The 19004-nt window shown below is 72.6% G+C and carries 19 protein-coding genes; 5 read left to right on the top strand and 14 right to left on the bottom strand.

Features of this window, described 5'->3' with window-relative positions; translation table 11 throughout:
* Positions 1–48 precede the first annotated feature (48 nt).
* A complete protein-coding gene (locus ACZ6SQ_RS04730) occupies positions 49–912 on the top strand; it encodes an alpha/beta fold hydrolase (protein WP_469556737.1) in 864 nt (287 codons plus the stop codon).
* 3 nt (positions 913–915) lie between these two features.
* On the opposite strand, the gene ACZ6SQ_RS04725 is transcribed toward ACZ6SQ_RS04730, so the two are convergent.
* From ACZ6SQ_RS04725 to ACZ6SQ_RS04715, 3 genes are all read right to left on the bottom strand, one after another.
* The gene (locus tag ACZ6SQ_RS04725; protein ID WP_469556736.1) at positions 916–1650 is read right to left on the bottom strand and encodes an RlpA-like double-psi beta-barrel domain-containing protein; all 735 of its coding nucleotides are present in this window, start codon (positions 1648–1650) and stop codon (positions 916–918) included.
* Between the two features lie 118 nt (positions 1651–1768).
* Complete coding sequence (locus ACZ6SQ_RS04720; RefSeq protein ID WP_469556734.1) at positions 1769–2917, bottom strand: hypothetical protein; 1149 nt, start codon at positions 2915–2917, stop codon at positions 1769–1771.
* A gap of 74 nt (positions 2918–2991) precedes the next feature.
* The gene (locus tag ACZ6SQ_RS04715; protein ID WP_469556732.1) at positions 2992–3354 is read right to left on the bottom strand and encodes an arsenate reductase family protein; all 363 of its coding nucleotides are present in this window, start codon (positions 3352–3354) and stop codon (positions 2992–2994) included.
* 152 nt (positions 3355–3506) lie between these two features.
* Here ACZ6SQ_RS04715 and ACZ6SQ_RS04710 point away from each other — a divergent pair, with 152 nt between their 5' ends.
* Positions 3507–3821, top strand: coding sequence for a hypothetical protein (locus ACZ6SQ_RS04710; RefSeq protein ID WP_469556731.1), 315 nt, complete (start codon positions 3507–3509; stop codon positions 3819–3821).
* 139 nt (positions 3822–3960) lie between these two features.
* Here ACZ6SQ_RS04710 and ACZ6SQ_RS04705 read toward each other — a convergent pair whose 3' ends face one another.
* Positions 3961–5145 (bottom strand): winged helix DNA-binding domain-containing protein, encoded by a 1185-nt coding sequence (locus ACZ6SQ_RS04705; RefSeq protein WP_469556730.1) that lies wholly within the window; start codon positions 5143–5145, stop codon positions 3961–3963.
* 189 nt (positions 5146–5334) lie between these two features.
* Between ACZ6SQ_RS04705 and ACZ6SQ_RS04700 the strand changes: the two genes are divergently transcribed.
* On the top strand, positions 5335–6675 hold the full coding sequence (locus ACZ6SQ_RS04700; protein WP_469556728.1) for a DUF2252 domain-containing protein: 1341 nt from the start codon (positions 5335–5337) through the stop codon (positions 6673–6675).
* Between the two features lie 33 nt (positions 6676–6708).
* On the opposite strand, the gene pspAB is transcribed toward ACZ6SQ_RS04700, so the two are convergent.
* From pspAB to glnA, 5 genes are all read right to left on the bottom strand, one after another.
* Positions 6709–7287 carry a PspA-associated protein PspAB gene (gene pspAB / locus ACZ6SQ_RS04695; protein ID WP_386384906.1) on the bottom strand — a complete coding sequence of 193 codons (579 nt, stop codon included), beginning with the start codon at positions 7285–7287 and terminating at the stop codon, positions 6709–6711.
* A 14-nt stretch (positions 7288–7301) separates the two neighbouring features.
* Positions 7302–8213: a zinc metalloprotease HtpX gene (htpX, locus tag ACZ6SQ_RS04690; RefSeq protein ID WP_469556726.1), complete on the bottom strand. Its 912-nt coding sequence runs from the start codon at positions 8211–8213 to the stop codon at positions 7302–7304.
* A 79-nt stretch (positions 8214–8292) separates the two neighbouring features.
* Complete coding sequence (locus tag ACZ6SQ_RS04685; protein WP_469556725.1) at positions 8293–9711, bottom strand: hypothetical protein; 1419 nt, start codon at positions 9709–9711, stop codon at positions 8293–8295.
* A 95-nt stretch (positions 9712–9806) separates the two neighbouring features.
* Entirely contained in the window at positions 9807–10073 is a 267-nt protein-coding gene (locus ACZ6SQ_RS04680; RefSeq protein ID WP_469556723.1) for an SCO2583/SCO2584 N-terminal domain-containing protein, read from the bottom strand.
* A 137-nt stretch (positions 10074–10210) separates the two neighbouring features.
* On the bottom strand, positions 10211–11620 hold the full coding sequence (gene glnA / locus ACZ6SQ_RS04675; RefSeq protein WP_389328556.1) for a type I glutamate--ammonia ligase: 1410 nt from the start codon (positions 11618–11620) through the stop codon (positions 10211–10213).
* 209 nt (positions 11621–11829) lie between these two features.
* Between glnA and ACZ6SQ_RS04670 the strand changes: the two genes are divergently transcribed.
* Positions 11830–12297 (top strand): RDD family protein, encoded by a 468-nt coding sequence (locus ACZ6SQ_RS04670; protein ID WP_469556721.1) that lies wholly within the window; start codon positions 11830–11832, stop codon positions 12295–12297.
* Between the two features lie 191 nt (positions 12298–12488).
* On the opposite strand, the gene ACZ6SQ_RS04665 is transcribed toward ACZ6SQ_RS04670, so the two are convergent.
* From ACZ6SQ_RS04665 to lipB, 4 genes are all read right to left on the bottom strand, one after another.
* Positions 12489–13190: a DUF4191 domain-containing protein gene (locus ACZ6SQ_RS04665; RefSeq protein WP_469556720.1), complete on the bottom strand. Its 702-nt coding sequence runs from the start codon at positions 13188–13190 to the stop codon at positions 12489–12491.
* A gap of 102 nt (positions 13191–13292) precedes the next feature.
* Complete coding sequence (locus ACZ6SQ_RS04660; protein ID WP_386384892.1) at positions 13293–13517, bottom strand: SCO2195 family GlnR-regulated protein; 225 nt, start codon at positions 13515–13517, stop codon at positions 13293–13295.
* Positions 13518–13796: 279 nt separating this feature from the next.
* Positions 13797–14762 (bottom strand): lipoyl synthase, encoded by a 966-nt coding sequence (gene lipA / locus ACZ6SQ_RS04655; protein WP_469556718.1) that lies wholly within the window; start codon positions 14760–14762, stop codon positions 13797–13799.
* Between the two features lie 122 nt (positions 14763–14884).
* Complete coding sequence (lipB, locus tag ACZ6SQ_RS04650) at positions 14885–15685, bottom strand: lipoyl(octanoyl) transferase LipB (RefSeq protein WP_469556717.1); 801 nt, start codon at positions 15683–15685, stop codon at positions 14885–14887.
* 234 nt (positions 15686–15919) lie between these two features.
* Here lipB and ACZ6SQ_RS04645 point away from each other — a divergent pair, with 234 nt between their 5' ends.
* Entirely contained in the window at positions 15920–17359 is a 1440-nt protein-coding gene (locus ACZ6SQ_RS04645; protein WP_469556715.1) for a regulator, read from the top strand.
* A gap of 112 nt (positions 17360–17471) precedes the next feature.
* Here ACZ6SQ_RS04645 and ACZ6SQ_RS04640 read toward each other — a convergent pair whose 3' ends face one another.
* A complete protein-coding gene (locus ACZ6SQ_RS04640; RefSeq protein WP_469556714.1) occupies positions 17472–18809 on the bottom strand; it encodes an NAD(P)/FAD-dependent oxidoreductase in 1338 nt (445 codons plus the stop codon).
* Positions 18810–19004 lie beyond the last annotated feature (195 nt).

The raw sequence follows: 19004 nt of genomic DNA, 5'->3' as shown, positions 1-19004 counted from the left end.
TCGCTCCACGACAATCTCGCTCAACGAGATAATAGGGGTGATGTGGCGATGGGCACGCACGGAACGTTCGACCCGGACGGCTTCCGCACCGCGTACGACAAGGTCATGGCGAAGTGGCCGGCCGGACGGGAGACAGCCGAGGTCCCCACGCCGTACGGCACGGCCTTCGTGAACATCTGCGGCCCGCACGAGGGGCCCGCGCTCGTGCTGCTGCCCGGCGGCGGGGGCGCGACCTCGGCCTCCTGGTACGCCCAGGTGCACGAACTGGCCCGGACCCACCGGGTGTACGCCGTGGACCTGGTCGGCACGCCCGGTCTCAGCGACCGGGCCGGCGACCGTCCCCTCCGAACGGTCGCCGACCTCACGGCGTGGCTGGACTCACTGCTCGACGGGCTGGGCGTGGACGCGGCTGCCCTGGGCGGGCACTCCTACGGTGCCTGGATCGCCCTGCACTACGCGCTGCGCGCACCGCGGCGGGTGCGCCGCCTGTTCCTCCTGGACCCGACCGGGTGTTTCGCCGGGTTCAAGGCGGCCTACCTGCTGCGTGCCCTGCCGATGCTGCTGCGGCCCTCGCCGCGCCGCGTCAGGGCGTTCCTGGAGTGGGAGACAGGGGGTTCCCTCACGGACCCCGACTGGCTCCGTCTCCAGGAGGCGGCCGCCGGCTTCCCTTCCACGAGACCGGTGGCCGGACCGCGCCCGGCGCCCGGGGCGCTGCGCGGTCTCGACGTGCCGGTCCTGCTGCTCGTGGCCGCGAACAGCAGGACACATGACACGTACGCGGTGGCGGACAGGGCGCGTGCGCTGCTGCCGCGCGTGGAGGCCGTCGTCCTGCCGGACGTCTCCCATCACGCGCTGCCGCAGTCGGCGCCCGACGACACGGTCCGCCGCCTCAGCGATTTCCTGTCCGGCTGAGCCTCACCCCACCTTCTCGATCACTGCCCGGCGGATCAGGAACTTGCCGGGCTCGCGGACCTGTTCGAAGGCGGCGTTGTTCAGCAGGACACAGCTGCCGGAGACCGAGGTGACCTCGACGGTCGTGGACTTGTTGTTGTCGAGGTTGGTGACCTTGAGCTTCGTGCCGGCCGGGAACTGGTTGCTGGACGCGGCAGGGGCGCCGCCCTCACCGGAGAGCGTGACCGTGGAGCCGTTGCAGACCTGCTGGCCGGACGCGGCCGGCGGCTGGGCGGCCTGACCGCCACCCGCCTGCTGGCCACCGCCGGCCTGCTGGCCGCCACCGGCCTGCTGACCGCCGCCGGCCTGCTGACCGCCGCCGGCCTGCTGACCGTTGCCTTGCTGGCCCTGGCCCTGGCCCTGACCCTGCTGGCCGTTGCCCGCCGCCTGGGAGCCCTGAGCCGACTCCCCAACGACGCAATCGGACGCCTTCTGCTGCACCTTGATCTGGGCGATGACGGCCTCGCGGTTGGCGATCCGCGCCGCCGACTGGGCGTCGGGCTTGGCCTTCTGGTCCGCGATGAACCGCTCGTTGTTGCCGAGCGCGGTGGCGAGTCCCTGGCAGACGGTCGAGTCCTTCGCCGACTGCGCGGCGTTGGAGGTGCTCGCCATGACGAAGGCACCACCGCCCGCCACCGTGGCGGCGCTCACGAGCAGCGCCACCTTCTTCTTCGCACTGAGGGTCCTCCTGCGCGACATGCGCGCCTCCTAAGAGTCGGGGAGAGTACGCCGCTATGTACGAGATCCCGAACGGAGTTACTCAGCAGTTATGCCACTGGTTTCAAGTAACGTACGTCACACGGAAGTTGAGCATTGTTCACGCCTTCGGCCGGTTCTCCTCGTACGCCAGCACATCGTCGTTGACGTACTGCAGCAGGCCCTGTGTCTGACGGGTCAGCTCCGCCTCTCCGGTCTCGGCGCCGTCGCCCCACTGCCCGTTGGCGAACACCACCGACCGCACGGTCATCAGCCGCTCGAACAGTCCGGGCGACCCCGGCGGCACGGTCGGCAGCCCCGCCCCGGGCGCCGGGTCCAGCGAGACGACCTGGTAGGTCACCGGGTCCATGGACGCCATCGCGAACACCCGTGAGGCGTCCCCGGGGCGATCGAAGCTCAGCACGGACACGGTCACCTGTGAGCGCCGGTCCGCGTCGGTGAACAGCGCCGCCGTCATCCGCACGCACGGCTCACCCTGCTCGATCAGCGCCGCCAGCTCCGCCGACATCCCGCGCGCACAGTCGGTGGTGGTGGCCATGTCGACGCGCTCGTAGACCGAGCCGTCCTCCAGCGTCACCGTCTCCTTCGGGAACACCTGCTCCGCGCCGATGACCGGGCGCGCCAGCAGCGAGGGCAGTGCGGTCGGGGCGTTGGAGGGCTCGCCGATGTCGACGCGGGGAACCGCGGGGGAGCCGGACGGCTCGGAGGTGGTGCTCCGGGTGGTGCCGGGCGCCGCCGCCGGGTCCTCGTCGCCGTCGCCGGTGAGCAGTACGGCGCCCGCGACGACGGCCGCCGTCAGTACGCCGCCCGTCACCGCGACCGCCACCCGCCGTCCGCGCCGGCGGCGCGACCGCTCCTGCTCGGCGGCCCAGGCGGCCTGCGGGTCCGGTCCGCCGTAGGGCGCCCCGGGGTGACCGTGGAGGGGTGCGGGCTGATGGCCGTAGGGGGCGGTGGGCTGATGCCCGTACGGGGCCGTGGGCTGGTGGCCGTAAGGGGTGGCGGGCTGGTCGTCGTGGGCGGGGTCGGTGCGGTGGCCGTACGCGGGCCCGGCCTGGTGGCCGTGCGGGGCCGGGTGGCCGTACGGTTCCGTGTCCGGCCGACCCTGTGGTGTCCCGGGCCGACCCTGCGGTGTCTCCGGCGGGCCCTGCGGGGTTCCCGGCTGTCCGTAGTACGGCTGGGGCTGTCCTGGCCAGGGCTGTCCGGGCCGGGCGTCGTATCCGTCGGGTGTTCCATGATCACCGGAAGTCATGGCCGCGGAGGGTAACAGCCCGCCCGGCCTCGGCTCACTCCGGGCGACAAATGCTCAACAACGCTACGAGAGTGTCACTTTCGGGACAGCGCGTCCCGCACGGCCTCGTCCGTGCGGCCGACGACCGCCGTACCGTCCTCCGCGGTGATGATCGGCCGCTGGATCAGCTTGGGGTGCGCGGCCAGCGCCGCGATCCACCGCTCGCGGGAGGCGTCGTCGCGAGCCCAATCCTTGAGCCCCAGCTCCTTCGCGACGGCCTCCTGGGTCCGGGTGATGTCCCAGGGCTCCAGCCCGAGCCGCTCCAGCACCTCCCGGATCTCGGCCTCGCTGGGCACGTCCTCCAGATACCGCCGGACCGTGTACTCGGCACCTTCGGCGTCGAGCAGGCCGATGGCGCTGCGGCACTTGGAACAGGCGGGGTTGATCCAGATCTCCATGGGGCTCACGGTACCTGGTGGGGCCCTCGAAAGCCCTTGTGGCCAGGGGCTTTTGTCAGTGGGGGGCAGTAGAATAGAAGCAGTGTTCGAGGGTGTCGCCGAGGTCGCCGGATGGCTTCGGAGGGCACCCTGACCGCGACAGGAGGATGCCCGTGCCCGCTGCCGCACTCCAGCAGAAGCCGCTGCCGACCCAGTCCACCGCGAAGCGACCCGTCCTGCTCGACCTGCCCTACGCGCCCGTGGAGAAGCGGACGCTGCCTCCGGGCCGGCCGCGCGAGTGGTACATCACGCACAACCGCCGCCTGAAGGCGATGCGTCTCGCCATCGCCCTGCTCGACTCGGGCGTCTACGTCCCCAACCAGGCCCGCAACGAGACCATACGCAGCACCGCCGAGCAGATCGGGGTCCACCCGCCGTCGGACACGACCTGCCACATGGTCCGCGCGCTCCTGCGCTACAGCCGGTGACGTCCACGCCGGGTGCCCGCCAGGCACCCGGCGTTCCCCTTCCCCCCCGGCCGCCACCGAGGCGTGCCTCGACCCGTCACCCGGGACGCCGGGGCCCCACTCGACACCTCGGACGTCCCCCCTCACCCCGGACGTCTCCTCACCCCGTCAACTCCCGCTCCAGCGGCGTCCGGAAGCGCGGGGTGAGCCGGGTCGCGCCGACCCAGCCCGCCAGCCGCTCCGCCTCCGCCGCGATCGCCGCCCCGGCCTCCCGGCCCAGGTCCCCGGAGCCGAGGAGCCGCCAGACGATCTCGCCGTCGGCCCGCTGCGCCCAACCACCCACCACCCGGCCGTTCCACCACACCGTGGGGCCGACGTTGCCGCTGCGGTCGAACAGGGCCGGGCGCAGCTCCGGGGCGAGGTACCAGTCGCGCTGCTGCCAGGCCATCGCCGTCGGGTCCAGGGCGGGCAGCAGCGCCGCCCACGGACCGGCCGGACCAGCCGGCGGCTCGCCGTCGCCCGCGGCCACGAAGCCCGTGCCCTCGTCCACCGTCACCTCCTCGGCCCCCGCCGCGGCCAGCGCCCGCCGTACGTCGGTGACCTTCCAGCCCGTCCACCACTTCAGGTCCGCCTCCGTGGCCGGCCCGCAGCACCTCAGCCAGCGCTCCAGCAGAGCGGCCTGCGCGGCCGCCTCGTCCAGCTCGGGATGCGGGGGAGCGGGAGCCCAGCGGAACTGGCCCGACGTCCAGGACCCCAGCGGGCGGCCGCGCACCACCTTGCCCTCCGTGCCCAGCACCGTCAGCAGCCGCGACGACACCGTGTGGACGCCCTCGTAGCTCTTCCCGGCCGCGTAGACGAACTGCTCGCGCAGTCTCGGTTCGTCCCCGGACAGCTCGGCCGCCGTCGCCTGGCCCCGCCGCTCCAGCGCCGCCAGCGTCGCCCGCTCGACGTCCGCCAGCCAGTCCGCGTCCGGTGCCCCGGCCGTCGCCATGTCCTTCACCAGCCTGGCCCGTTCGCGCGCCGCGACCGTCAGCCCCGTCGAGGCGTGCACGACCGCCGTCAGCTGCGCCGGGAACACGAACACCGTGCGCCGCATGCCGTGCATCCGGACCAGGGACCGGTCCTCGTACAGCGCCCGCTCGGTCGACGCCACCGTCCCGGCGGGTTCCGCGAGCCGCGCGCCCGCCGAGAGGAACACCGTCGCCGGGTCCGTGCCGTGCAGCGCCACCAGCGACCCGGTCACCTCCTCGGGGCCCGCCGCCCGCGCCCCGCCCGCCAGCCGGTGCCGCACCCCCAGCCGCGCCCGCCGCTCGGCCCCGTCGACATACCGCCGCGCCCGGCCCATCCCGCCTCCCCGTCACCGCACTGGTCACCCGGTCCCGTCCTCGCCCCCATCCTGACGGACACCACTGACAACGCGGCCGTCGTGCGACCCCGCCCCGCTCACCCGTTCGCCGCGGCCCGCTCGCGGACGCCCCGCCCGGCGGCTTTCACTGCTGATCAGGACGGTGCGCGACAGGGGAGGTGTGACGGCATGGCCACGCCCGCCGAACGTACGGAACAGGGCAGGGCGGCGCGCAAACGCGTGCCCCGCTCCACGCACGCCGAGTGGCTCGCGCCGGTGGACCGGCCGGACCCCGTCGGCGTACTGGAACGCCAGGGCCGCGACCGGCTGCCGGAACTGCTGCCGGTGCGGTACGGGCGGATGGCCGCCTCGCCGTTCGCCTTCCTGCGCGGCGGGGCCGCCGTGATGGCCGGCGACCTCGCGACCCGGCCGCACAGCGGACTCACCGTCCAGCTGTGCGGCGACGCCCACCTGCTGAACTTCGGCGTGTTCGCCTCCCCGGAACGCGCCCTGCTGTTCGACCTCAACGACTTCGACGAGACCTTCCCCGGCCCCTTCGAGTGGGACGTCAAACGGCTCGCCGCCAGCGTCGCCGTCGCCGCGCGCGAGAACGGACACAGCGACGACAAGGCCCGCCGCGCCGTCCTGGAGTCGGCCGCCGCCTACCGGACCAGCATCCGGCGGCTGTCCCGGCTCGGCGAGCTCGACGTCTGGTACCAGCGCATCGACGCCGACAGCCTGCTGCCCCTGCTGCGCTCCTCCCGCCGCCGCACCCGCGCCGAGGCCAGTCTCACCCGGGCCCGCCGCCGCACCAGCCTGCACGCGCTCGGCAAACTGACCGAGGTCGTCGACGGGCGGCGCCGCATCATCCAGGACCCGCCCCTCATCGAACAGGCCGGAGTGTCCGACACGGCCGCCATCCGCAAGATCTTCAGCGACTACCGGTCCACCCTCTCCGAGGAACGCCGGCTGCTCCTGGACCGCTACCGCTTCGTCGACGCCGCCCGCAAGGTGGTCGGCGTCGGCAGCGTCGGCATGCGCTGCTTCATCGTGCTGCTCGCCGGACGGGACGCCGACGACCCGCTGTTCCTCCAGATCAAGGAGGCCCGCAAGTCGGTCCTGGAGGAGTTCCTGCCGAGCGGCCCCCATGTCCACCCCGGGCACCGTGTGGTCGCCGGGCAGCGGCTGACGCAGGCCGCCGGCGACATCTTCCTCGGCTGGATGACCGGACCACAGGGCCGCGCCTATTACTGGCGCCAGCTGCGCGACATGAAGGGCTCCGCGGACGTGGCCGGGATGCGCGCCTCCGACCTCGTCCTGTACGCCCGGCTGTGCGGGACCGCGCTGGCCCGTGCCCACGCCCGCTCCGGCGACCGCATCGCCATCGCCGGCTACCTCGGCAGCGCCGACACCTTCGAACGCGCCGTCGCCGACTTCGCCCTGCGCTACGCCGACCAGACCCTGGCCGACCACGCGTCGCTCGGCGCGGCGATCGCGGCGGGGGTGGTCGGCGCGACGCCGGACGTGTGACGGGTCCCGGCCCTCCTCGGCACCCGACCGGCGTCACAACCCGGGCGCCCCCCACACCGGGAACCACCGTCCGAGGTCCTCCTCGATCCGCAGGTCGCCCGCGAGGGCCGCCCGCACCTCCAGCTCCAGCGCGTTGTCCCGGCGCTCGCCGGGCAGCGGGGCGAAGGGATAGAAGGTGCCGCGCTTGTAGAGGTAGACCAGGGCCAGCGCACGCCCGCCCTCGTCGCGGAAGCCCGCCAGCGAGCAGAGCAGTTGCGGCCCGAAGCCGTTGACCTCCATCGAACTGTTCACCGCGTGCAGGTCGTTGACGAGCTGGGGCAGATCGCCGGGGGAGCGGCGGGAGACCAGCCAGGAGTATCCGTAGCCGTCCTCCTCCAGCTCCACCGGCGGCCCGTCCCGCTCCGCGTCCGCGTCCAGCAGGGCCCGTACCTCGCGGTGCGTCTGCTCGAAGGCGGCGCCCTCCACGGTCGCGAAGCACACCGCGCCCCGCCCGGTCGGGGTGAACCCGGCCGCGGCCTCCAGCGTGACGGCGGCCGACGGCAGCGCGAACAGCCGGTCCAGGTCCGGCACGGCCGGCTTGGACCGGCCCAGCAGGATGTCCAGCAGCCTCATCCCGGCGCCCCGTCTCAGCCGGGCTTCCCCGGCGTCGCCGCCTCGCCCAGCTCGCCCGAGATCCGCCCCAGCTGCTCCAGCCGCTGCTCCAGCGTCGGGTGGGTGGAGAACAGCCGGGAGAGTCCGGCGCCCAGTGCGGGGGTGAAGTAGAAGGCGTTGAACGCCTGCGCGGTCCGCAGGTCCTTCGTCGGGATGCGCGCGATGTCCCCGGTGACCTTCGTCAGGGCGGAGGCCAGCGCCGAGGGCCGCCCGGTGAGCAGCGCGGCGGCCCGGTCGGCGGCCAGCTCCCGGTACCGGGACAGGGCCCGGATCAGCAGGAAGCTGATCGCGTACACGGCGGCGGACACGGCCATCACGAGCACGAACACGACCGCGGTGTTCTGGTCCCGCCGCCCGCCGAACAACTGCGAGTAGAAGGCGAACCGCACGATCAGCCCCGCGATCACCCCGAGGAACGAGGCGACCGTGATCACCGCCACGTCCTTGTGCGCCACGTGCGACAGCTCGTGCGCGAGCACCCCCTCCAGCTCGTCCGGCTCCAGCCTGCGCAGCAAACCGGTCGTCACGCAGACCACCGCGTTGTCGGGGTTGCGGCCCGTCGCGAACGCGTTCGGCATGTCCATCGCCGACACCGCCACCACCGGCTTCGGCATGTCCGCCAGCGCGCACAGCCGGTCCACCACGGCGTGCAGTTCGGGATACTCCTCGCGCTCCACGACCCGCCCGCGCATCGCGTACAGCGCGATCCGGTCCGAGAACCAGTACTGCGCCCCCAGCAGCCCGGCCGCGACCAGCACGACCAGCACCCACGACTTCAGCAGCACGATCAACGCGGCCACGAACGCCACGTACAGCAACCCGAGCAGGAACAGCGTGACCGTCATCCGCGCGGTCAGCCGCCGGTCGTTCCGGAAGCGGCTGTGCATGATGCACCACCCTGCGCTCAAACACTCGTCCCACTGCCAGTGTGCACCCACCACCACCGGCCGACGCCCCACTGCCCGCTCAGGCCGGCAGCCCCGCCTCCCGCTTGCGCCGGACCAGCACGTAGTCGCTGAACAGATGCGCGGCCCGGTCCAGCAGCTCACCGGCCTCCGGGTCCCGGAACGGCACCTCCGGCCCCGCGTGCCAGCCCTGCACGGACGCCTCGGCCCAGGCCCGCAGCTTGGGGTCCGCGTCGTGCACCAACGCCACCGCCGCCCGCAGCCGCGCCAGGCCGCCGCACGCGTGGAGCAGCCGGAACGCCGCCAGCCGCACCTGCCGGGGCCGGTCGGCCGCCGTCCGCTCGGTCAGCCGTTCCCGCGGCAGACCCGGCGCGGACGGCAGCAGCGCGAGAGTGGTCTCCCGTACGACCGATGGTGACGGGTCGTCGAGCAGCGGCAGCAGCCGCCCGGTGTCCACGGCGTCCAGCAGCCGCAGCCCGGCCACCGCCCGTGCCCGCACACCGGGTGCCGGGTGGCCGACCAGGGGCCACAGCAGTGCCGCGTCCGCCCGGTCCCCGCACTCGGCCAGCCCGATGACCGCGCCGGGCTCCGGCCGTACCGCACACCGCTCCCGGTACCAGGCCGGCGGATCGCCGTCCCCCCGCCGCACGACGTAGCGCGCGCAGGCACGCACCACGGCCGCCCGGTCGGCGAGGAACGGCTCGGCCGCCGCGTACCGCCCCGCCGCCCGCAGCGCGGTGACCCCGGTGGCCCGCGACCTGGGCCCCCGGGCCCCGAGCAGGGTCGGCAGCACCTCGTCGTAGGCCCCGCCCTCCCGTACGGCGGCCAGCGCCGCGTCGGCGCACAGGTCCTGGATCGTGATGTCGTCGTCCTGCGCGGCGGTGCGGGCCAGTTCGCCGGGGGAGAGGTGCCCGAGCCGCACGGCGAGGCGCAGCGCGAAGCGCCGTACGGTCCGGTCCCCGTCGCCGCACAGCGGGCGCAGCACTTCGGGCGGGGCCGGACGCAGGACGTCGCCGAGCAGCTCCACGGCGTGGGCGCCGCGCTCCTTGCGGCCCACCCGCAGGATCAGCGGCGCGAGGGCCGCCGCGCGCGGCACGTCCAGGGCCTCGGCCAGCAGCGCCCGCGCCCGTTCCCGCACGGGCGCGACCCAGTCCGCGCAGCGGATGACCAGAAGGGGCAGCAGGCCGGGGTGGTCCGCCACGCTGTCCAGGGCGGCCTCGCGCACACGGCCGTCGGGGTGGCACAGGGCGAGCGCCAGTTCGGACTCGCCGAGTTCCGCGGTCCGCAGGAGACGGGAGCGGAGCGCTCCGGGCCGCAGCCGCCTGCCCGAGGGCAGCAGCGCGGGCGGGCAGTGCTCACGCACACCCCGGTCGAACGCCGTCCACCCGGCAGGGTCCGTCACGTCCAGCGCGGTCCGCAGCGGCACGCCCTCGGCGAGCAGCATCGCGCCCACCCCGCCGGCCCAGATCTCTTCGCTCACCGTCGCCCCCTTTTGGATCTCGGGCGATCGTAGAGCGGGGCACGGCCACCGGTCGCGCGAAATAAGCGCACCTCACCGGCGGCGGCGCACTGCGATCAGTACGGCGAGCGGGTGTTCAGGTAGCCGATCAGGACGATCACCGCGGCCACGCAGCCGAGGACCACGGCGGTGGAGATCCAGGAGGAGCGGCGGGGGCCGGGGGAGCCGGGCTCGGGGCGGAAGGGGACCGGGCCGGGCGGACTGTGCTTCCAGCGCGCGGCGAGCATCCGGGCGCGGGCCGAGGGTTCCTTGTGCTCGGCGGAGTCCGCCCAGCGCAGGTCGTACTCCCGGCCCTGGTCGTCGTCGTGCTCGTGCGTCGGCATGTACGGCCCCCCGTGTCGCCTCGGACGCGTTCGAAAACTCTTCCGTACAAAACATACGCCCGTGCCCCGCCGTCGGTACAAACGGCGGGGCACGGGCGTATCACGCGGGGATCGTCGGCGCCTGGCAGGCGCGTCCGTCACACGTCGAAGTACAGCTCGAACTCGTGCGGGTGCGGGCGCAGCTGGAGCGGCGCGATCTCGTTGGTGCGCTTGAAGTCGATCCAGGTCTCGATCAGGTCGGACGTGAAGACGTCGCCCTGGAGGAGGAACTCGTGGTCGGCCTCGAGGCGGTCGAGGACGGCGCCGAGGGAGGTCGGGACCTGGGCGACGCCCGCGTGCTCCTCGGGGGCGAGCTCGTAGAGGTCCTTGTCGATCGGCTCGGCCGGCTCGATCTTGTTCTTGATGCCGTCCAGGCCCGCGAGCAGCAGGGCCGAGAAGGCCAGGTACGGGTTGCCGGAGGAGTCGGGCGCGCGGAACTCGACGCGCTTGGCCTTCGGGTTGGAGCCCGTGATCGGGATACGCATGGCCGCGGAGCGGTTGCGCTGCGAGTACACCAGGTTGATCGGCGCCTCGAAGCCCGGCACCAGACGGTGGTAGGAGTTCACCGTCGGGTTGGTGAAGGCCAGCAGCGACGGAGCGTGCTTGAGGATGCCGCCGATGTAGTAGCGGGCCATGTCCGACAGACCTGCGTATCCGGCCTCGTCGTAGAACAGCGGGTCGCCGTTGCTCCACAGCGACTGGTGCACGTGCATGCCCGAGCCGTTGTCACCGAAGATCGGCTTCGGCATGAAGGTCGCGGTCTTGCCGTTGCGCCAGGCCACGTTCTTCACGATGTACTTGAAGAGCTGGAGGTCGTCGGCCGCGGCGAGCAGCGTGTTGAACTTGTAGTTGATCTCGGCCTGGCCGGCGGTGCCCACCTCGTGGTGCTGGCGCTCGACCTTCAGGCCCTGCTTGTCCAGCTCGAGGGAGATCTCGGCGCGCAGGTCGGCGAAGTGGTCGACCGGCGGGACCGGGAAGTAGCCGCCCTTGTAGCGGACCTTGTACCCACGGTTGTTCTCCAGGGCGCCGGTGTTCCAGGCACCCGCCTCGGAGTCGATGTGGTAGAAGGACTCGTTCGCGCCCGTCGCGAAGCGGACGGAGTCGAAGACGTAGAACTCGGCCTCGGGACCGAAGTACGCGGTGTCCGCGATACCGGTCGACGCCAGGTACGCCTCGGCCTTCTTCGCCACGTTGCGCGGGTCACGGGAGTACTGCTCGCCCGTGATCGGGTCGTGGATGAAGAAGTTGATGTTGAGCGTCTTGTCGCGGCGGAACGGGTCGACGCGGGCCGTCGACAGGTCGGCGCGCAGTGCCATGTCGGACTCGTGGATGGCCTGGAAACCGCGGATCGACGAACCGTCGAACGCGAGCTCCTCGTCCGGGTCGAACGCCTCGACGGGCACGGTGAAGTGCTGCATGACGCCCGGCAGGTCGCAGAACCGGACGTCGACGAACTTGACATCCTCGTCCGCGATGAACTTCTTGGCCTCGTCGGCGTTCTGGAACATCCAGCTCCTCCTACTTCCGGCCGGCGGGCCGGGGTGGTAGATCGTTCGTGCGGCCAGTGCGGTGGCACACGCTCGTCCCGACCCTAGGGACGGGTGATTTCTCGGGCGTGACCCATTTGTTTCGCAGAAGTTAACCAGCCCACTGTCCACAGTAGCTCCGACACCCCCCGCCGTCCCGCGGTCGAAATCAGGCGCAGTACGGTGTACGGGTGGACAAGAGGCAAGCAATCGGATCATGGCTCTCCGGGCCCCGCGCGGCCATGGAGGAAGCGGGTGCCGACCTCGGATACCCCGGTGAGCAACTCGGTCTGCCGCGCCAGGGGCCCGGCTCGGTCGCCCGCCCCGGCAGGCGCCTCGGCGCCCTCGCCGTCGACTGGGCGGTGTGCATGCTCATCGCATACGGCCTGATCACCGACGGCTACGGCCAGTCGACCGGCAACTGGGCGCTGCTCGTCTTCTTCGTGCTGAGCGCCCTGACCGTGGGCACGATCGGCTCCACGCCCGGCAAGCGCCTCTTCGGTCTGCGGGTGATCACCCTCGACACCAAGACCGTCAGCCCGGTGCGCAGCCTGGTCCGGACGCTGCTGCTGTGCCTGGCCGTCCCCGCGCTCGTCTGGGACCGCGACGGCCGCGGCCTGCACGACCGACTGGCCCGCACGGTCGAGGTCCGCATCTGACCGCGGACGCCCCGCATACGCCCGCATAGGGCGATGCCGCCGGGGCGCGGGCGCGTACCCCGAACGCGACGCCGGGGCGCTGGGCGCGTCCCGCGCACAACACAGCGACACAGCTAGGCGCGTCCCCCGCACGACGAAGGGGCGCCCGGTGACGGATCACCGGGCGCCCCTTCGTCGTGTCCTGGAGTGGGTCAGCGGTTCTTCTGGCCGCCCTTGGGCAGCTTCATGCCCTTCGGCATCGGACCCTTCGGCAGCGGCATGTTGCTCATCAGGTCGCCGAGCGCGCGCAGCCGGTCGTTGGTCGCGGTGACCTGCGGGCCGGTCAGCACACGCGGCAGCTTCAGCATGCTCGTGCGCAGCTTCTTCAGCTCGACCTGGCCCTCGCCCGTGCCCACCATGATGTCGGTCACCGGCACGTCCGCCACGATGCGGTTCATCTTCTTCTTCTCGGCCGCCAGGAGGCTCTTGACCCGGTTCGGGTTGCCCTCGGCCACCAGGACGATGCCGGCCTTGCCGACGGCCCGGTGCACCACGTCCTGGTTGCGGTTCATCGCCACCGCGGGGGTGGTCGTCCAGCCTCGGCCGATGTTGTCCAGCACGGCCGCGGCCGCGCCCGGCTGGCCCTCCATCTGCCCGAAGGCGGCCCGCTCGGCCCGGCGCCCGAACACGATCGCCGTCGCGAGGAAGGCGAGCAGCACGCCCAGGATGCCGAGATAGATGGGGTGACCGATCAAGAAGCCGATCGCGAGGAAGACACCGAAGGTGACGATTCCGACAGCCGCGAGTACAAGACCGATCTTCTTGTCGGCCTTGCGGGTCATCTTGTAGGTCAGAGCGATCTGCTTCAGTCGCCCGGGGTTGGCGGCCTCCGCCGCGTTTTCCTGCCTCGCCATGCCACGAAGTCTACGTGGCCCCGAGAGCGCGGACGACGCCCAGTGCCGTCCGGGGCGGGACGGAGGCGGGACAGGGGCGGGACAGCCGTGGTCCAGGACCGGTCAGGAACGGCCCGAGGCGGCCTGCTCCAGGAACCTCTGCGCCTCGACGCGGTCCTTGGCGCGGGCACGGTCCTCCAGGACGGAGGTCCAGGCGTTGCGGCGGGCCGTGCGCTGGCCGCCGCTCATCAGCAGCGACTCGACGGTGCGCAGGGCGTCGGTGAAGGACGGGATGGCGGTGGCGCGCGTGCTGGTCGGCATTACGTCGTTGACGGGTGCTGCCTGCATCGTGAAGGGCCCCCTCGGTCTGTCTACGTGGAGTGAGTCAAGCGTCACTGTTTGGTGTTACCAGCACGTGACCGAGGGGTCAAACAGCAATGAAACCTTTTTGCGCAGCCTTTCGGGGGCCCGCAGACGCGAGCGCGGCCCCGGCGTGCGCCCCCATCTGCGGGGACTGCCGGGGCCGCGCCCAACTACCGTTTACTGGCGGGTAGTTGCTTGTGCCCGAATTCACACGGGTCTGTCGTGCCCGGTGAGCGGTGCCGGAGGCCGGACCGGCGCCTGAGGTCAGACCGCCTGGACCGCCTCGAAACTGCCGCGCTTCTCGACGGCCATCTGATACAACCGGCCGGCGCGGTAGGAGGAGCGGACGAGGGGGCCGGACATGACGCCGGAGAAGCCGATCTGCTCGGCCTCGTCCTTGAGCTCGACGAACTCCTGGGGCTTGACCCAGCGCTCGACGGGGTGGTGGCGGACGGAGGGGCGCAGGTACTGGGTGATGGTGATCAGTTCGCAGCCGGCCTCGTGGAGCTGCTTCAGGGCCTCGCTGACCTCTTCGCGGGTCTCGCCCATGCCGAGGATCAGGTTGGACTTGGTGACCAGGCCGAAGTCGCGGGCCTCGGTGATGACCTTCAGGGAGCGGTCGTAGCGGAAGCCGGGGCGGATCCGCTTGAAGATCCGCGGGACGGTCTCGACGTTGTGGGCGAAGACCTCGGGGCGGGACTCGAAGACCTGCTGGAGGAGTTCGGGGACGGCGTTGAAGTCCGGGGCGAGGAGTTCGACCTTGGTGCGGCCGGCTTCGCGGTCCGCGGTCTGGCGGTGGATCTCGCGGACGGTCTCGGCGTAGAGCCAGGCGCCGCCGTCCTCGAGGTCGTCGCGGGCGACGCCGGTGATGGTGGCGTAGTTGAGGTCCATGGTGACGACGGACTCGCCGACGCGGCGGGGTTCGTCGCGGTCGAGGGCCTCGGGCTTGCCGGTGTCGATCTGGCAGAAGTCGCAGCGCCGGGTGCACTGGTCGCCGCCGATGAGGAAGGTGGCCTCGCGGTCCTCCCAGCACTCGTAGATGTTCGGGCAGCCGGCTTCCTGGCAGACCGTGTGCAGGCCCTCGCTCTTGACGAGGTTCTGCATCTTGGAGTACTCGGGGCCCATTTTCGCCCGGGTCTTGATCCACTCGGGCTTGCGCTCGATGGGGGTCTGGCTGTTGCGGACCTCCAGGCGCAGCATCTTGCGTCCGTCGGGTGCGACTGCGGACACGACCGGCTCCCTGCTGACTACTGAGACCGTAGTCTTCGATTCTTCGGCGTACACCAGGGTACGCCCGTGCTCATTGGGCCTTGCCCGTGAGGCCAACCTCAGGGCTCGGGGGTCCATTCCCGCTATGCGGCCGGTGTCTTCTCGATCACGCGGGGCCTGAGGTCCGCGTTCTCCAGCACGTCCCGCAGATGGCGCTCCGCGACCGGCAGGATCTCGGCGATCGTGATGTCCCGGCCCAGCTCGTTGGCCAGGGAGGTGACCCCCGCGTCGCGGATGCCGCAGGGGATGATCCGGTCGAACCAGACGTTGTCCGGATTCACGTTCAGGGCGAAGCCGTGCATGGTCACGCCCTTGGCCACGCGGATGCCGATCGCGGCGATCTTGCGGTCCTCGCGGCGCTGCCCGGCGTTGGACGGGGCGTACTCCGGGCCGTTGAGCCGCGGATCGAACTCGTCGTCGTGCAGCCGGGGGTCGAAGTCGAGGGCGAGGCCGCCGAGCGACGGGCGCTGCTCCACCGGGTCGCCGAGCACCCACACCCCGCTGCGGCCCTCGACCCGGGTGGTCTCCAGGCCGAACTCCGCGCAGGTGAGGATCAGGGCCTCCTCCAGGCGCCGCACGTGCGCGACCACGTCCACGGGGCGCGGCAGCTTCTGGATCGGGTACCCCACGAGCTGGCCCGGCCCGTGCCAGGTGATCTTGCCGCCGCGGTCCACGTCCACCACCGGGGTGCCGTCCAGCGGACGCTCGTCGTCGGAGGTGCGCCGGCCGGCCGTGTACACGGGCGGGTGCTCCAGGAGCAGCACGGTGTCCGGGACCTCGTCGGTGAACCGCGCCGCGTGCACCCGGCGCTGCTCGTCCCAGGCCTGCTGGTACTCGACGGCCTCGGCACCGAACCCCATACGCACGAACCGCAGCTCACTCACGGCAAGCGCCTCCTCGAAGTCGTAAGGCACGAAACGCGCCCACGCCACTGTACGACTCCCCGTCGCACGTCAGCTCCGAGGTCAATCCTCACACGATCGGATGAATGGACGCCGAAGTGTGCGACCGCGTGCTCACGCTCCGCTACATTCGCGCCGTTCATAAGGCCATAAGGGCTGCTCACAGGCAATTCCAGGCACTTCGGAAGGCCCGGAAGGCAGGAGATCGCACCGCACATGACGGAACGACCCGCGCAGCGCACTCCCAACCGTCAACTCGCCGCACTCATCGCAGAAGCGGGGTTCTCCAACGCGGGTCTCGCCCGTCGCGTGGACCAGCTCGGTCTGGAGCACGGGCTCGATCTCAGATACGACAAGACATCCGTCACCCGCTGGCTGCGCGGCCAGCAGCCGCGGGGCACCACGCCCGCACTGATCGCCGAGGTCTTCACCCGGCGCCTCGGCCGCCGGCTCACCGCCCAGGACCTGGGCCTCGACGCGTGCGCCCCGGTCTACGCCGGGCTGGAGTTCGCGGGCGGCCCCGAGGAGGCCGTCGACATCGTCAGCGGCCTGTGGCGCAAGGACTCCGGCAGCCATGCCGAGCTGCGCAAGATCGCGTTCACCCCGGCCGGGCTCGTGGTGCCCAGCCGGGACTGGCTGATCGGCCGGGCCGACGAGAAGGTCGGCCGCGGCGAGCAGCCGGCGGCCCGGGTGCCCGTGCAGGTCCGGCCCGTGGTGCCCCGCCAGCGCGGCCAGGCCGAGCGCGGCCCCGGCCAGCGGGTCACCGGCGGCGACATCTCGGCCCTGCGCTCGGTGGGCGACCTGTTCCGCACCCTGGACGACATGTACGGCGGCGGCCACGCCCGCCAGGCACTGGTGCGCTACCTGGAGCACGAGTGCGAGCCGATGCTGCGGGGCTCCTACGGCGAGCAGACCGGGCGCCGGCTGTTCGCGGCGGCCGCGGACCTGACCCGGCTGGCCGGCTGGACCTCGTACGACATCGCCGCGCACGGGCTCGCCCAGCGGTACTTCGTCCAGGCGCTCCGGCTGGCGCAGGCCGCCGCGGACCGGGCGTACGGCTCCTATGTGCTGGTCACCATGAGCCGGCAGGCCGTCTACCTCGGTCACGGGCGCGAGGCCGTGCAGCTGGCCCGGGTCGCCCAGCAGGGCGTCGGGGGCTCGGCGCCGCCCGTGGTGCAGGCGCTGCTGCACGCCGCCGAGGCGCGCGGGCACGGGGTGCTGGGGGAGGTGCGGGCCTGCACCGCCTCCCTGGTGCGCGCCGAGCGCGCCCTGGAGGCGGCCCGGCCGGGCGACGAGGTGCCGCACTGGGCCCGGTTCTACGACGAGGCGCAGCTCGCCGACGAGCTCGGGCACTGCCACCGGGACCTCCAGCAGTTCCGCGCGGCCGCGCAGCACGCGGAGCGGTCCCTGCAGCTGAGGTCGCCGGGGTTCGCCCGCAGCAGGCTGTTCTGCCGGGTGGTGCTGGCCACCGCGCGGCTGGGGCTGGGCGAACTGGACCAGGCCTGCGCGCTGGGCGCCGAGGCGGCCGGGCAGGCCGTGGAGATGCGGTCGGTGCGGGCGGTGGAGTACGTCAGGGACTTCGAGCGGAGGCTGGAGCCGTACCGGGACGCCGCGCCCGTGCGGGGGTACCGCGACAGGATCGCCGCGCTGGGGTAGGGGCCCGTCGGCCGGGTCCGGCCGGACTCGGCCGTGCGTGGTTCCGTGGGCCGCCCGTGTGCCCGGTGGGGCGGGACCGTGAGAGCTCGCGGCCCCGCCCCGCCGGGTGACGTCAGGCGGCGCGGGTCGAGGGCAGCGGCTCCGCGGTGTGCAGGCCGCCCGCCGCCCCGAGGTCCGTCAGGATCGCCGTGGAGGCGCGGTGGCCCGAGTGCAGGGCGCCCTGGACCGAACTGGTGTCCCGGTGGTCGCCGCAGACGTACAGGCCCGCCAGCAGGCGCACCGGGCGGTGCAGGTCGTGCGGCGGGCGCATGGCGGGCACCGCCTCCGGGGTGTGGTGGACGGCGAGGGTCTCCCAGCGGGAGGTCGAGGTGCCGTACAGGCGCGCGAGATGCGTGCGCACGGCCGTGTCGACGTCCGGTGGCGGGGTGCCGAGGACGGTCGAGCTGACCAGGGCCCTGCCCGCGGGCGCCCTGGTCGGGTCCACCTCGCTGATCACCGCGGTGTGGGAGACCGGGCCGCCCCGGTCGGCGTCCAGCAGCAGCGAGGCGCCGGTCCGCGGCGGCAGGTCCGTGGTGTGGTGCAGCACCGTCACCGGGTGGAAGTCCGGCACCCGCAGGCCCGGGAGCAGCTCGGCGGCGGTGCGGGCGTCCGTGGCCAGCAGCACCGCGCGGCAGCGGAACTCGCCGTGCTCGGCGGTGGTCACCGAGGTGGTGGACACCGAGGTGACGCGGACTCCGGTGTGCACCGTGCCCGGCGGCAGGGTGCGCGCCAGCAGCTCCGGCAGCACCTCGGCACCGCCCTCCGGAACGCACAGCCGTCCGCTCGCGAAGGCGCGCAGGGCGAGGTCGGCGCACCGGCTCGAGGTGCTCAGCTCCGGGTCGCACAGCAGCGCGGCGAGGAGCGGACGCAGAAAGCCGTCGACCGTGCGGGCGGGCAGACCGCGGGCGGCGAGGGCCTGTCCCGCGGGCGCCTCCGGCCGGGCCAGCAGCCGTTCGACGGGCACGGCTGCCAGCCGGGACAGCGCTGCGCCTAGCCGTGCCTGGTCGACGGCGGTGCCGACCGGGTTGCCCGGCTGCTGGGGACGGGGGGCGCTCGCGAAGGCGCGCACAGCATGAAGTGCGCCCCTCGCGCTCCCTCGCTGCACGGGGGCGCCGACCCGGTGCCGGCGTCCGTCTCCGTGCAGCAGGACGCCCGGATCGAAGCGGCGCAGGACGAGTGCGCCGAGGCCGGGTGTCAGGGCGAGCTCCGGATACGCCGTGGACAGCAGCTGCCCGATCCGGTCGAGCCGGAACCCGTCGACCTTCTCGGTCGACATACGGCCGCCCGGACAGGGGGCGGCCTCCAGAACGGCTGTACTGACCCCTGCGCTGATCAGTCTCTGTGCTGCGGAGAGCCCGGCGACCCCGGCTCCCACCACGACGACGTCCGCCTGAAACGCGGGCTGTAGCACGTGCCCCTCCTCGAGGTTGCGCGGCCGGTGGAGACGTCATGCCCCCAATGGGCTCCGGGGATACCCGAGTCCGGGTCGAGGTTAGGACCGCGACCGGTCAGCGGCAGTCGCGCATGGACAGGGCACGGTCGCACGGCGGTCGCACATGGTCGCCGACTCCCTTTGTCCGGACGTGCCTTGTCCGTCCGGACGTGC

The sequence above is a fragment of the Streptomyces sp. NPDC048600 genome (assembly GCF_055587025.1).
Note: the sequence above shows the minus strand (reverse complement) of the source record. Positions and strands in the feature narration are given on the sequence as shown.